Below are 12664 nucleotides of genomic sequence, written 5' to 3'. Positions count from 1 at the left end.
GACTTTTTGAAAATGGTATAACAAATTAGTTTGACTTCCCTTGTGATATTTTGAAGAGGATTAATTGATTCTTATAATTGCTGTTAGGTTTCGTTTCCCTCCACCCATTGCAGTGACCAGTGATCAGTGACCTCATTAATTTTCATTAACGGATTTTGCCATTATATTCGATCGTTACTGTATCAGAGTTAGTGTCAACAATTACCACGCTCTCGATCGTATAATCACTCGCTTGGGGGCGCTTTCCTCGGAAGGTAAATTTCCACATCCCAGGAGCAATTTCTTCGTGATTTGTCTCAGTTGAAAGACTGTGCATTTTCGGTTCTGCGCGGTATTCACTTAATCCCCCATTGGCTTTTTCTGCTGCTTGACGGGCGAGATTTTTGGCTTTATTCAGTTCGATTCGATTACGATACTGAATCATTAGAGACGGGGTTTCTGCTGATAAGGAAGGGGCGTTTCCTATTACTACAAACGCCGCGATCGTCGTTATTAGTAAGGTTTTCATCTGCTTTTTCTTTCTTAGCTTCTGTTTCCTCCTCAATTATAAGTTTTATTCTTTTCACACTTCGGGCGATCGTTTCTATTAATTCTACTTCTTAATAAGGAAGCAACCTGAATTTATATTTAGGATAAGCCCAAATTCTCAATTTGAGTGAGGAAAAATAATTAATGAAAGCCCCCAATATTGGGGATTTGGGTGCATAAGTTTTTACGAATTACCTAACACATTGTTATACAGCTAATTCTTCAACATCTCCATTACCATTTCAGCAAGTAAAACCTTAGCCAGCGCCGCTTCGTCTGCTGATCCGATCGCTTCGGATTTACGATCCTTACCATATTCAAAATAAACCGTGATTACCTGATCTTTTACTTCATAGGAAGCATGGTAAGTTTGATCATTGATGGTTACGTTAGTATCTTTCATCTGTTTTTTTTTCGCATCTCTCCTACATAAGCATACCCTCAAAAATCTACTTTTTCAAAGTGTGGAGAACTCAAATCGCATTTGCCAATTTATACCCCTTAAAATATAATGATGGAATATTTCGAGGTGGGGTAGCAATGAACATCGACTGGGAAGAATTAGCGCGAAACTACGAAAATAAGAACCGCTACCGCAATACAGTTAGGGAAGTTCGAGGAAATTATAACTTTCAAGCTACACCGTCTCCTAGTTTTCCCTCTGATTTGATTTTAAGAGATTATCAAAAACAAGCTGTTATTAATTGGTTTCGTCATCGTGGTCGAGGAGTGCTAAAAATGGCAACTGGTAGCGGTAAAACGATCACGGCTCTTGCGATTGCGATCGAATTATATGAGAAAATAGGTTTACAGGTTTTGTTGGTGGTTTGTCCTTATCGTCATTTAGTAACTCAATGGTCAAGAGAAAGTGAAAAGTTTAATTTACAACCGATTTTAGCTTTTGAAAGTGTGGAACAATGGCAGGGAAAATTATCCCATCAGCTTTATCTTTTAACTAGAGGAACGATCGATTTTGTCACTGTAATTACTACAAACGCTACTTTAATAACGGAAGGATTACAATCGCAACTGAGTTATTTTCCCGAAAAAAGTTTGATTGTCGGAGATGAAGTTCATCATTTTGGTTCACCGCGTCTGTTGGCAAGTTTACCGAAAACTATTGGCTTACGGTTAGGGTTATCGGCGACACCAGAACGATATTTTGATGAAACAGGAACTGATGCTATATTTGGTTATTTTGGCAGCGTTTTAAAGCCTGAATTTACTTTAGCAGATGCGATCGAGCAGGGGGCTTTAGTTCCTTATTATTATTACCCAATTTTTGTGGAACTAACGGAATCAGAAGCCTTAGCTTATGCCAAATTAACGAAACGTATTGGTTGGGAATTAGCGGAAAATTCTAATTGGAAAAACAATGAAACTTTAACTGCTTTACTAATGCAACGATCGCGCTTAGTGGGAACAGCAGAAAATAAACTTCCCACTTTATTTAAATTAATGTCGTCTCGTTTGCATACCAGCCATACTTTATTCTACTGTGGAGATGGCGCGATCGAAAGCCCCGATCGCGGAACTTATCGTCAAGTTGCCGCCGTCACTCAATTATTAGGAAATGAGTTAGGATTTCGGGTTAATAGTTACACCGCCGAAACACCATTACCCGAAAGAGAAAAGTTACGTCAACAGTTTGAAAGTGGCGAATTACAAGGTTTAGTGGCGATTCATTGTTTAGATGAAGGGGTTGATATTCCTGCTATTTGTCATGGCGTGATTTTAGCGAGTACAGGGAATCCGCGTCAATTTATCCAACGACGGGGAAGGGTATTACGACCTCATCCCAAGAAAAAAGAAGCAACTATTTTTGATTTAATTGTTATTCCACCGCAGCTCGATCGAGCAACTTGGGAAGTAGAACGCAAACTATTACAAAAAGAATTAAAACGTTTTTTAGAGTTTGGAAAATTAGCCAAAAACGCCGAATCAGCAACCCAGAAATTACTGGCTTTACAAGAACAGTATCAACTCCCCGTCATCTAGCATATCGGATCTGAATTGTTATAGCAATCCCATAAGAATTGTAGATTAATCCCCCCTAACCCCCCAATGATCGGGGGGAACGGTTGATCAACTTTTAACATAAGAATTAGAATGGCTATAGATGATCAAATTATATCAGGTTCGCTCAATCAATGATAAAAAGTAGGTTGGGTGTAGCGAAGCGAAACCCAACACCAATTATAAACAATTACCCGAACCTGATATTAGATGCCAATTTTGCTCAAAACTAACTAAAAAATTGCTGATAAACTGCGACGCTTTCTCTAAACCATGAAATGTAATTTCTAACGGAAAAAATAGGATTAAACAACAAAAATTAAAGCAATCATGGACAGTAGCAGCCGCAAACGCTCGTTTAAATTCTTCCGATGCTTTGAGATGACCTAAACTAACAATTGTATTGGTGATCGTTGTGCCAACATTTGCTCCCATCACGATCCCGATCGCGATAGAAAGCGGCAAACCACCAGCAACTAAACCAACTAAAATCGAGATAACGGTGCTGGAAGATTGAATTAAAGCAGTGGCGAAAATGCCAATAATTAAACCTAAAAAAGGATTGGTTGCAAAGTTAAATAAATCTTTGGCTTCTGATCCAAAAGTAATTTGAAAACCGCTACTAATGAGACGAACCGCCACTAAAAGAAAGTATAGTAGGCTAATCACAATGAGCGATTTGAAAACAGATTTTTTCTGCCAGTTTTCCATTAACCAGTGACCAATGACTAATTGGTGTTGGGTTTCGTAAACTCCACCCAACCTACATGATTGTCCTTTGTCCTTCGTTATTTGTCCTTCGTTATTATACCATTTTGGAAGTGCGACACGATGTTGCATTTAGAGAGTGAGTCCCTCAGAAAGACTCTGCCCAAGTGTGCATGGGTATTCCCGCTCCCAACTGCGTCGCTGGTAACGGTGGGGTGGAAAGCAGGGAGTTAAGTGTAACTATATCCTAAGTATGACTCGCCAGAAAGGGAATAAGTGCTAGGGAAAGCTCAATATGGTGAACTAAGGTATTAGTAAGAGATCAGTTTTCCCAATGACTAATGACTAATGACTAATGACTAATGACTAATGACTAATTGGTGTTGGGTTTCGTAAACTCCACCCAACCTACTTATTATCTATGTTCCCCCCTTTCAAAGGGGGGTTAGGGGGGATAAAAAATAATTAACTATTTTCCATCCATTCCGTATGGAAGAACTCACCGCGAGGTTTATCGACTCGCTCGTAGGTGTGAGCGCCAAAGAAATCCCGTTGAGCTTGAGTAAGATTTTGAGGCAGTCGATCGCGCCGATAGCTGTCAAAATAATCTAAAGAAGCACTAAACGCGGGAACAGGAATCCCTAACTGATTAGACACAGCTAAAACTTCTCGCCACGCCTCTTGTCGATCGAGAATCGTCTGTTTAAACTCAGGAGCAAGTAAAAGATTAGGGAGTTTCGGATTCTCCTTAAAAGCCGCTTTAATTTTATCCAAGAAACCAGCGCGAATAATGCAACCTCCCTTCCAGATACGAGCAATTTCGCTCAAATTGAGATTAAACCCAAACTCTTCCGAGGCTTTCCCCATCAACGCCATTCCTTGAGCATAGGAACACATTTTCGAGCAGTAGAGGGCATCTCGAACCTTATCAATAAATGATTGTACATCTCCCTCATATTTCCCACTCGGACCGGCGAGTTGTTCTTTCGCCGCCACTCGCTCTTCCTTAAACGAAGAAATCACTCGCGCATTCACCGCCGCGTAAATCGTCGGAATGGGAATCCCTAACTCTAAAGAACTGACAACCGTCCAACGTCCAGTTCCCTTTTGCCCCGCAGAATCAAGAATAACATCTACTAGCGGGCGATCGGTTTCTGGGTCAATTTTCTTGAAAATTTCCGCGCTAATTTCAATTAAAAACGAGTTTAACTCCTCTGTTTGATTCCATTGCGCGAACACCTCACTTAACTGTTCATGGTTCAAACCGAGAGCATTTTTCAATAAATCATAAGCCTCTGCAATTAACTGCATATCGCCGTATTCAATGCCATTGTGAACCATTTTCACATAATGACCCGCGCCACCCGGTCCAATATAAGTCACACAGGGGCCATCATCCACTTGCGCCGCAATTTTCGTGACGATCGATTCTACCTTGTCGTAGGCTTCAGGAGTCCCACCTGGCATCAAACTCGGTCCGAGAAGCGCTCCTTCTTCACCGCCACTGACACCCATTCCCATAAAACCTAAACCCACCGCTTCTAACTCTTCTGTGCGTCGTTGAGTGTCTTCATAGAGAGAGTTTCCGCCATCAATAATCATGTCTCCTTCTTGGAGGAGGGGTTTCAGTTGGCTAATCACAGCATCCACTGGTTTTCCCGCTTTTACCATCACCAAAATTTTACGAGGAGGTGCCAACGCCTTGACAAACTCTTCTACTGTGTAAGTATCAGTGACATTTTTGCCTTGCGCTCGTTCCGCCATAAAAGTTTTAGTTTTCTCCGCCGTGCGGTTATAAACAGCCACTGGAAAACCTCGACTTTCCACATTTAGAGCCAAGTTTTCTCCCATTACTGCTAAACCAATTACACCAAAGCTCGGTTGTGTCATAATTTGTAATCCGCGATCGTCCAACATTTGTTTGTTTTCAGGATAACGGTAAATCCATGAGTTTTCTCTAAAAAATAGATAAAGATTGGTTGTGTATCGCCGAATTATGGAACTTAACCCCAGTCTCGAAACGCTAGTAATAGAAATCAACACCATTAACTCAAAAAACGTAGGTTGGGTGGAGCGAAGGGAAACCCAACACCCTCACTAACAAGAAAAACCCAACCCAACACCCTCACTAACAAGAAAAACCCAACCCAACACCCTCACTAACAAGAAAAACCCAACCCAACACCCTCACTAACAAGAAAAACCCAACCCAACACCATAACACTTAAAACTAAGGAGTCCAAATCATCATGCTTAACGCTATTGAAATCAATAACTGGTTTTTCATCAACATTGTAAGGATCATCTTTATTTTGGGATTATCGATCGAAATCGTACTGATCGTAAACTATTATAGAGAAACAGGAAAAAAGGCAAAACAAAAAAACGAAAATCGTGATCTTTCTATTTTCAGCAAAGGAAACATTCGTAGTCCATTACACTTTATTCCGACATTATTGACCGCAATTGGAATTTTAGGAACATTTTGGGGCATTTCTCAGGGGTTAAAAGGAATTGCTTTAGAAAACATCAATGATACCGATGCACTTCTTAACAACAGCACCGAACTTTTAGCAGGAATGAAAACCGCCTTCCAAACCTCCCTCTGGGGGTTAGGTGGCGCAAGTTTATTTATTTTTATTCTTGCTATCAGTGAAACTTTAAAGCGAATTCGCCGTAATAATTTAATTCCAAAAATTCGTCAAAATAGTGATCAAAACACCACTCAAGCCCTGATTAATCAATTAGGGAATGTTGTCGAAAAAATGGAAGGGTTAGCCACACTCAACGCCAAAAATATCGGAGAGGAAGTCGCAACAGCCTTAAAACCCATTTTTGGAGAGATTCAAAATGATCTAAACCCGCAACGCCAAACCATTGAAAACCAACGCCAAGAACTTCTAAAAACCCTCATTGGAGAACTCAAAAACGAAGTCATCGAACCAGTCGTCACCCGCCTCGATGAAAGTGCAGAAATGACAAGAGAGGCTTCTCATGCAGTTAAAGAACTCAGAGAACAATTAGCAGGAATGGAAGCCCAACGCACCGCAGCCTCTGACATGATGGGTAACGCCAGCGATAACCTCAACGGAACACTCACCAATATTGATTCCATGTTGCAAAATACGCGCCAAACCGCACAGCAAGAATTAGAAAACTTCCGTCTCAACTATCAAGAATCACTCAATCAGTTTTTTGAACAACAAAATAACCTCCTCGAAGAAACATTAGGAAAACAACGAGAAGGCTTAGAAGAAGTGGTCAAAGAATTACAACGAGTCTTCCAAGAAGATGCTAAAAACATGACCGAACAAGTCATTGAAAGCATGAACACAATTCAAACAACAACAAAAGCTGTTAGCGACTTAGCCAATACAACGGGTTTAACTTCTGCCGAACGTTTAGCCCAAATTCAAGAAATAGCACGAACATTAGGAAATGAATCAAAACAAATCAATCAGGCTTATCAAAACCTGATTTATAACTTCAATCAAGGCTTAGAAACTTGGAATGAAAATCTAACCCAATACTTTGAACAAGCCAACGAAACCTATCAACAAGGGCGACAAGAATCAGAACAAGCAGCAGCAGAAGTGTGTAACCAACTCAATCAAACTTCTCAAGGATTAATGAGTGTTGCTAACTATTTAGTGGCAACAGCCGAGGATTTAAATAATTCTAACAGTAATCGTTAAAACAGTCCTTGTAGGGTGGGCACTGCCCACCTATTCAAAAGCCCTTGTAGGGTGGGCACTGCCCACCTCTTCAAAAAATTAAACAGATGTAAAAGGAGAAAACAATGCTAAATTTAGACAAACTTAATTCCAATTCCGAACTAGACTTAGAAGACGAACAAGATCAAGAATCTGGCGTTTGGCTATCAATTAGCGATTTAATGTCAGGATTGCTGTTATTTTTTGCTTTACTATTTATCGCCACTCAAATTCAGCTACAGAAAAAAATAGAAGAGTTAAGAAAGTATGAGGAAGCACTAAAAAACCTTCCCTTAGTCGTTCAAACTGCAATTGAAGAAGGCGTTGGTGGTGATGCAGTAGAAGTTGATCCAGAAACAGGAGATGTAAGTCTAGATGACAAAATATTGTTTGCAGAAGGAGAGTCTGAACTGAAGCCTGAAGGAAAAGCATTTCTTAACAAATTTATTCCGATTTATAGCGATGTTATTTTTTCTGATGAACAATTTGACAAGGAAATTGCAAGGGTAGTAATTGAAGGACACACCAGTTCTCAAGGTTCAGATGAAGTGAATCGCGCTTTAAGTTTAGAACGGGCTTTATCGGTTACTAATTATATCTTTTCTGAGCAATTGAACTTTTCCAATGAAGAACGTTTTGAAGAGAAAATTTTAATTAGTGGACGAGGGGAAATTGATGCTAATCAAAGCCTAGATAATGCTAAAGATCGAAAAGTAACTTTTCGTTTCCAATTACGTCGCCCTGATTTTAGCGATTTTGTTAACCAAGAAGGAGAAAAGGTTAAAGAGTCTATTGATAACCAACGTTAATTATATTTTTTATAATTAAACGGGGTTTATCCCCCCTAACCCCCCCCTTTGAAAGGGGGGAATTAAATCAGTGTAAGTAGGGTGGGCATTGCCCACCTTAAGCTGTTAAGCATCTAAATGACTGATTGTTCCCTCAACCCAACCTACAGTTTCTGATAATTAAATGTTCACCACCCAAATTCAAGGAAGAATAAACATGAAAAATTTTAAGTCCATTGTTTCTATTGAACCGTTACAATTAAAACCCACAGCACTCCAAAGATTAGCGTATAATCTAGAAAATAATAATGAATATTATCCCCCAGATTTACCACCAGAAGTGGCTCAATATAAGAATTATACTCCGCGTTCTCTAGATAAAATTCTGATGGATTTAGAGGATGGAAATATAGATCATATTACTTTTTTAGAGTGGATTTACTGTATTTATGCAAAACAAGAATGGGATCGTGAACATTCATCAGAACAGCGATTGGCTACTTCTCGATTAGTTTGGGAAAATGCAATTGGGAACGATATGCTAAAGCAACGTTTATGTTCCCGATTGGCTTATTATTATGATGGAAATAAAAAGGTTTTAGCGCCCTCTTTTGTCGAAACGTTTTCGACTTTATCTGATGTGGTTGGGGATGATGATCTAACCGTTAGCGTTTTACTTCAATTCAGAAAACGTGATCCACTTTTACCTTTAGCACAGCTGTCTCTCGCTGAAGAATTAACACCGAAAAATTTATTTATTACGGCTCAATTGCCTAGTAATTTAAGCATCATTAATGATGTTTTAGAGTATGTGGTGACGGCTTTTTCTCAGTCAAAACTTCAACAAAACCACGCTGCCTGGTTAGTTCAATGTTTGGAAGATATGACCGTTGAACAGGAAATTAGTGCGGTGGAAACATTACTAAAAAATGTTAGTGCTGAGATTGGCGGACAGTTTACTAACTTAGTCACATGGTTACAGAATAATTATGGCTCAAGAACTACTGCTTCTAAGTGGAATCGGTTATCTAGTGAAGGAAAAAGTGCGTTAAGACAATGGTTTGGTTCTGCTAATTATCGAGATTTTCAAAGGTTAGTTGATTTAGTCGCTTCTCAGCTTCCAGATAAGGATGAAGAAGAACACCCTGAAAAGAATCAACTGATCAGCAGAAAGTATTTTTGGGAACAATATTCTAATCAGTTTAAGCGCATTCGTGTTTTACTTCCTCAGTCTTCCGTTAATGTTGTAGGTAACCAATTCGTCCAAAATATTGATATTCTTCAAGATGATGGCAGTGAAGAAACAGAAATTTGTATTTTTGATTTTGGAGATTGTTTTGTTGTGGAGTTTTTCCGAGGAAGTGGAAGCGAGACTCGCATTTTTAACCGTTTTCAATATCCGAATATTGAACAAGAATTGTTTGAGTCTTCTCAGTTATCGGTGAAGCGTTTACGGGCTTTGGGGGGAAAGGTTCATGATCATAAATATCTGTGGCAAATTTATTGTGAGAGATGGTTGCGAGAACGAAGAATTGTCCCTAACCCTGGAACAACTTACTTTAAACGTAGAAATAAACATAATCCAAATCAACCCTATCGTGATCCTTATGATCCTCAGAAGGGACTTCGTGAACCTGATGCTGATAAACAATCGAAACGGAAAGAAGTTTTAAGACGATGGCAAAGAGAAATTGAACGCTTGGAACGAGAAGCAAAATATTAAATGACATCTGCATTCGATGCGTAAAATACGACAAAGGCTTCTGCTCGTTGAATTTGCAGTTCTGCTTCTTGTTGAGAAATTAGCTCAACTTCACCATAGTCTCCCAAGTTTCGTAAGTCTTGAGCTTCTTTTAGCTGGCGATGAAATTCAAGGGGAATGGAGATATTTGGCAGCATTAAGGCTTTGTTGCGCTTTTTGGAACAGTTGGTCTTGTTCAGGAGTCATATTGGGTTCGGGTAATTGCTTATAATTGGTGTTGGGTTTCGCGTAGAGACGTTCCATGGAACGTCTCTACCCAACCTACTTTTTATAATTGATTGAGCGAACCTGATATCAAACGAAAATTCCTTCTTTACGGATGTTTTGGAGCAAAGGGGTTTTTAGATGATGCCAGTCTTTTTCTGAGAGGTAAATACAGTTGATCAGTTGATCAGTTTCTAGGGAAAGCCCAGAAATTAAGGGGTTATTGTGTTTAATTTCGGCGACGGGATTCACATCTTTAGCCAGAATGACTAAAATATCCACATCAGAGTCAGGTTCGGCATCTCCTCGCGCTTGTGATCCGAATAAAATTAGATTAACAAGTTGGTCTTGATAAGTGTTTTGAAGTTGCTGTTTGAGTTGTTTTAGGGTTTGTTGAAGCTGACGGGAAAGGATTAGGGAGGACATGATTTAAGTTTGGAAGTTTTGTTTCTCTCTACCCAACCGACTTAATTTGTTGAATAAACTCTTCGCAAGCGGTGGTGAATGCGGTTGTTGATTCGTAGGGGAGAACGTTGCGTCCTGGGAGGATTTTTCCTTGTCCGTTGGGGAGAACGTTACAATAGCTGTCGATGCGTTCTTGTGCGGATTCAGTGTCACTATCGCGGCTGATGCTGGAGGCGGTTTCTCCCATTAAAACGAGGGTGGGTTGAGTGATCGAAGCGATCGCGCCTTCATAGTTTTTCCGCCAAAATCCTGCTAGAAAGGAAAACACAGCATGACGGGTGTTTAAATCTTCTGACCCAGTTTTTAACATATCCAACCATTCTTGATCTACATCCTCGGTTTTTTCAAACAACTGACGCACAGAAAAAGACTGTAAAAAGTTACGACGACGCGCATACCGATAAAATAATCCCCCCAGAGGAGAGTTAAATAAGTTCCATAATAAACGTTGTTCTCTTTCGGTTTTTTCTTGAGTAATAATTGACCAAGCAGGGGGACCGGCTAAAATTAAACCTGCAATTTCGGGAGAGGGTTTCATTGCTAACAATTCTAGCGCGATCGGGAAGGAAGCACCTTGAGAAATAACAACCACAGGCTTTTTTATTACTTCTTCAATGAGTTTTTTTAAGGGGGCGGCAAAATCTTCTGGTGTATAAGCCACTCGTGGTAAAGCACTTTCTCCACAGCCAATTAAATCAGGATTATAAATGGTTTCTAATTGACTTTTTCCTTGCCATTGCTGACAAAATCTTTGCCAAAATTGACGAGATAATCCAACACCAATGGGATGAATTAATAACAGCGCGATCGATGCTTTTTCTCCCGTTTCCGTTGACTCTATCACTTCATAAGTGCCTTGAAAATTATTCCAAGTATAGACTTGAGTTGCTTGAGTTTCTTGATTTAAGATCATTATTTTGTAGGAGATAACTGATGATAATTTTAATTCTATAAAAAAGTTAGAGAAGCATAAAACCATCAACTTAATCTAGTTAATCTAGAATTATTCCCCTCTAACCGCTACTGCTTTATTAAGTGAGTTTTTAACCCAAAAACAGATTATTTCTTGATGTCTTTCGCCATATTTCTAAACATATCCATACTGGAATCAGACTGACGACGCTTTTGGATTTCTGGATCATCTTTTGCAGAATAAATTTTTCCTTCCTGAGTCGATTCTGATGGTGTAACCGAGGTTGAGGAAGACTGATTACTTTTTTGATTAGATTGTTTTTTAGAGAGAGACTTTTTCTCTAAAGCAGAAACTTCCTCAATGAGTTCGCCACCTTCAGGATTATCTACAGTTTTAGGAAAGCTCTTTCTAGTTTTCGTAGGTTGGCGCATATAATCAATATCGCCATAAGTTTTTGCCTCATCAGGATCAAGATAAAAGGCTTGTTGTTTTTGACGTGGCTGTCGTTCGCCGTTGTTATCGTTTTTTGAGCCAAAGATATTTTTAATGAATCCGACCATGGGTAATTCTTCTGTTCTTGAAAACAGTTGTTTATATTGCTTAATCTTTTTTTAAGGTAACATAGTTTCGTTCCTCAACGCAGTCAAACTCTTATCTTCTTATGACTGAGTCTGTTATTAATCCTGATTCCCTCACCTTTCCCATTCCCCCTGAAATCCGTGTCGTAGTGCTAGATATTGATGGTACAATCTCAGGAGCATCCAATGAAGTGAATCCTACCGTTGTTGAGGCTCTAAAAGCAGTAAAAGCAAAAGGGATTCAAGTGGCGATCGCAACGGGACGAATGTATCGTTCTGCGTTATACTTTGCTGAGGCGATCAGTGCTGATTTGCCGATTATTTGCTACAACGGCGCTTGGATGCAAAACCCGCAAACCAACGAAAAACTCTGGCATTTACCTGTACCGATTCCTCTCGCAGCCGAATTACTAGACTACTGCGAACAACCGCAACGAAGAGCATCTTTGGATGTTCATTTTTATCTCAATGATCAACTTTATGTGCGAGAAATCAATGAGGAAACCCGTCTTTACATTGAGCGTAGTCGCATCGAAGCCAACGCGGTGGGTGATCTCCGTCAACTTTTAACCGAAGCACCGACCAAAGTTCTCGCCATGAGTAGCAACCCAGCAATAACCAAGAATCTACTTTCGACTCTTAAACAACGCTATTCCAAAGATGATTTATATTTAACTCAGTCCAATCCTTATTTTTTTGAAGCCTGTCATCCTGGGGCGAGTAAGGGAAAAGCAGTGCGTTATCTCATTGAAAAAGTGTTACATCTCCAAGCAGACAACACGATCGCGATCGGGGATAATTTTAATGACCTAGAAATGTTGCAGTATGCTGGCATCGGAATCGCAATGGGAGACGCACCCCTAGAAGTCCAAACCGAAGCCAACTGGGTAGCGCCCAATGTTGAAGCTGATGGTGTTGTCGCAGCTTTAGAAAAATTTATTTTTACCCCTTGATTCCTTAACGGAACACCGAATTTGCTACAATGAGTC

General features: G+C 39.8%; 14 protein-coding genes. 5 read left to right on the top strand and 9 right to left on the bottom strand.

Annotated features, from left to right (window positions below):
• Nucleotides 1–145: 145 nt before the first annotated feature.
• Both DACSA_RS12810 and DACSA_RS12805 read right to left on the bottom strand, forming a co-directional pair.
• Nucleotides 146–508 carry a hypothetical protein gene (locus DACSA_RS12810; RefSeq protein ID WP_015230161.1) on the bottom strand — a complete coding sequence of 121 codons (363 nt, stop codon included), beginning with the start codon at nucleotides 506–508 and terminating at the stop codon, nucleotides 146–148.
• A gap of 234 nt (nucleotides 509–742) precedes the next feature.
• On the bottom strand, nucleotides 743–931 hold the full coding sequence (locus tag DACSA_RS12805) for a hypothetical protein (RefSeq protein WP_015230160.1): 189 nt from the start codon (nucleotides 929–931) through the stop codon (nucleotides 743–745).
• 137 nt (nucleotides 932–1068) lie between these two features.
• On the opposite strand from DACSA_RS12805, the gene DACSA_RS12800 reads away from it, so the two are divergent.
• Complete coding sequence (locus DACSA_RS12800; protein ID WP_015230159.1) at nucleotides 1069–2526, top strand: DNA phosphorothioation system restriction enzyme; 1458 nt, start codon at nucleotides 1069–1071, stop codon at nucleotides 2524–2526.
• Nucleotides 2527–2724: 198 nt separating this feature from the next.
• Here the strand turns inward: DACSA_RS12800 and DACSA_RS12795 are convergent, their stop codons facing one another.
• Both DACSA_RS12795 and gnd read right to left on the bottom strand, forming a co-directional pair.
• Nucleotides 2725–3384 carry a Na/Pi symporter gene (locus DACSA_RS12795; RefSeq protein WP_015230158.1) on the bottom strand — a complete coding sequence of 220 codons (660 nt, stop codon included), beginning with the start codon at nucleotides 3382–3384 and terminating at the stop codon, nucleotides 2725–2727.
• Between the two features lie 333 nt (nucleotides 3385–3717).
• Entirely contained in the window at nucleotides 3718–5142 is a 1425-nt protein-coding gene (gene gnd, locus DACSA_RS12790; protein WP_041235872.1) for a decarboxylating NADP(+)-dependent phosphogluconate dehydrogenase, read from the bottom strand.
• A 359-nt stretch (nucleotides 5143–5501) separates the two neighbouring features.
• Between gnd and DACSA_RS12785 the strand changes: the two genes are divergently transcribed.
• From DACSA_RS12785 to DACSA_RS12775, 3 genes are all read left to right on the top strand, one after another.
• The gene (locus DACSA_RS12785; RefSeq protein WP_015230156.1) at nucleotides 5502–6947 is read left to right on the top strand and encodes a hypothetical protein; all 1446 of its coding nucleotides are present in this window, start codon (nucleotides 5502–5504) and stop codon (nucleotides 6945–6947) included.
• A gap of 104 nt (nucleotides 6948–7051) precedes the next feature.
• Nucleotides 7052–7774, top strand: coding sequence for an OmpA family protein (locus tag DACSA_RS12780; protein WP_015230155.1), 723 nt, complete (start codon nucleotides 7052–7054; stop codon nucleotides 7772–7774).
• Between the two features lie 196 nt (nucleotides 7775–7970).
• Complete coding sequence (locus tag DACSA_RS12775) at nucleotides 7971–9476, top strand: EH signature domain-containing protein (RefSeq protein WP_015230154.1); 1506 nt, start codon at nucleotides 7971–7973, stop codon at nucleotides 9474–9476.
• Here DACSA_RS12775 and DACSA_RS12770 read toward each other — a convergent pair.
• The 5 genes from DACSA_RS12770 to DACSA_RS12755 form a co-directional block, all read right to left on the bottom strand.
• Complete coding sequence (locus DACSA_RS12770) at nucleotides 9473–9652, bottom strand: hypothetical protein (protein ID WP_051017315.1); 180 nt, start codon at nucleotides 9650–9652, stop codon at nucleotides 9473–9475. The two genes, DACSA_RS12775 and DACSA_RS12770, sit on opposite strands and share 4 nt — an antisense overlap.
• Entirely contained in the window at nucleotides 9624–9758 is a 135-nt protein-coding gene (locus DACSA_RS22585) for a hypothetical protein (RefSeq protein WP_015230153.1), read from the bottom strand. The genes DACSA_RS12770 and DACSA_RS22585 overlap by 29 nt, the downstream gene beginning before the upstream one ends.
• Before the next feature lie 51 nt (nucleotides 9759–9809).
• Nucleotides 9810–10145, bottom strand: coding sequence for a nucleotidyltransferase domain-containing protein (locus tag DACSA_RS12765; RefSeq protein WP_015230152.1), 336 nt, complete (start codon nucleotides 10143–10145; stop codon nucleotides 9810–9812).
• Nucleotides 10146–10173: 28 nt separating this feature from the next.
• On the bottom strand, nucleotides 10174–11097 hold the full coding sequence (locus DACSA_RS12760; RefSeq protein WP_015230151.1) for an alpha/beta fold hydrolase: 924 nt from the start codon (nucleotides 11095–11097) through the stop codon (nucleotides 10174–10176).
• 146 nt (nucleotides 11098–11243) lie between these two features.
• Entirely contained in the window at nucleotides 11244–11657 is a 414-nt protein-coding gene (locus tag DACSA_RS12755) for a hypothetical protein (protein ID WP_015230150.1), read from the bottom strand.
• Nucleotides 11658–11758: 101 nt separating this feature from the next.
• On the opposite strand from DACSA_RS12755, the gene DACSA_RS12750 reads away from it, so the two are divergent.
• Nucleotides 11759–12628 carry a Cof-type HAD-IIB family hydrolase gene (locus tag DACSA_RS12750; RefSeq protein ID WP_015230149.1) on the top strand — a complete coding sequence of 290 codons (870 nt, stop codon included), beginning with the start codon at nucleotides 11759–11761 and terminating at the stop codon, nucleotides 12626–12628.
• Nucleotides 12629–12664: the final 36 nt, after the last annotated feature.

Source organism: Dactylococcopsis salina PCC 8305 (genome assembly GCF_000317615.1).
Taxonomy (GTDB): Bacteria; Cyanobacteriota; Cyanobacteriia; order Cyanobacteriales; family Rubidibacteraceae; genus Halothece; species Halothece salina.
The sequence above is the reverse complement of the archived record's forward strand: the minus strand, read 5'-3'. Positions and strand labels throughout refer to the sequence as shown.

Excerpts from the sequence above, each read along its gene's own strand:
- DACSA_RS12810 (WP_015230161.1), bottom strand. The coding sequence starts at position 508 with ATGAAAACCTTACTAATAACGACGATCGCGGCGTTTGTAGTAATAGGA.
- DACSA_RS12805 (WP_015230160.1), bottom strand. The coding sequence starts at position 931 with ATGAAAGATACTAACGTAACCATCAATGATCAAACTTACCATGCTTCC.
- DACSA_RS12800 (WP_015230159.1), top strand. The coding sequence starts at position 1,069 with ATGAACATCGACTGGGAAGAATTAGCGCGAAACTACGAAAATAAGAAC.
- DACSA_RS12795 (WP_015230158.1), bottom strand. The coding sequence starts at position 3,384 with ATGCAACATCGTGTCGCACTTCCAAAATGGTATAATAACGAAGGACAA.
- gnd (WP_041235872.1), bottom strand. The coding sequence starts at position 5,142 with ATGACACAACCGAGCTTTGGTGTAATTGGTTTAGCAGTAATGGGAGAA.
- DACSA_RS12785 (WP_015230156.1), top strand. The coding sequence starts at position 5,502 with ATGCTTAACGCTATTGAAATCAATAACTGGTTTTTCATCAACATTGTA.
- DACSA_RS12780 (WP_015230155.1), top strand. The coding sequence starts at position 7,052 with ATGCTAAATTTAGACAAACTTAATTCCAATTCCGAACTAGACTTAGAA.
- DACSA_RS12775 (WP_015230154.1), top strand. The coding sequence starts at position 7,971 with ATGAAAAATTTTAAGTCCATTGTTTCTATTGAACCGTTACAATTAAAA.
- DACSA_RS12770 (WP_051017315.1), bottom strand. The coding sequence starts at position 9,652 with ATGCTGCCAAATATCTCCATTCCCCTTGAATTTCATCGCCAGCTAAAA.
- DACSA_RS22585 (WP_015230153.1), bottom strand. The coding sequence starts at position 9,758 with ATGGAACGTCTCTACGCGAAACCCAACACCAATTATAAGCAATTACCC.
- DACSA_RS12765 (WP_015230152.1), bottom strand. The coding sequence starts at position 10,145 with ATGTCCTCCCTAATCCTTTCCCGTCAGCTTCAACAAACCCTAAAACAA.
- DACSA_RS12760 (WP_015230151.1), bottom strand. The coding sequence starts at position 11,097 with ATGATCTTAAATCAAGAAACTCAAGCAACTCAAGTCTATACTTGGAAT.
- DACSA_RS12755 (WP_015230150.1), bottom strand. The coding sequence starts at position 11,657 with ATGGTCGGATTCATTAAAAATATCTTTGGCTCAAAAAACGATAACAAC.
- DACSA_RS12750 (WP_015230149.1), top strand. The coding sequence starts at position 11,759 with ATGACTGAGTCTGTTATTAATCCTGATTCCCTCACCTTTCCCATTCCC.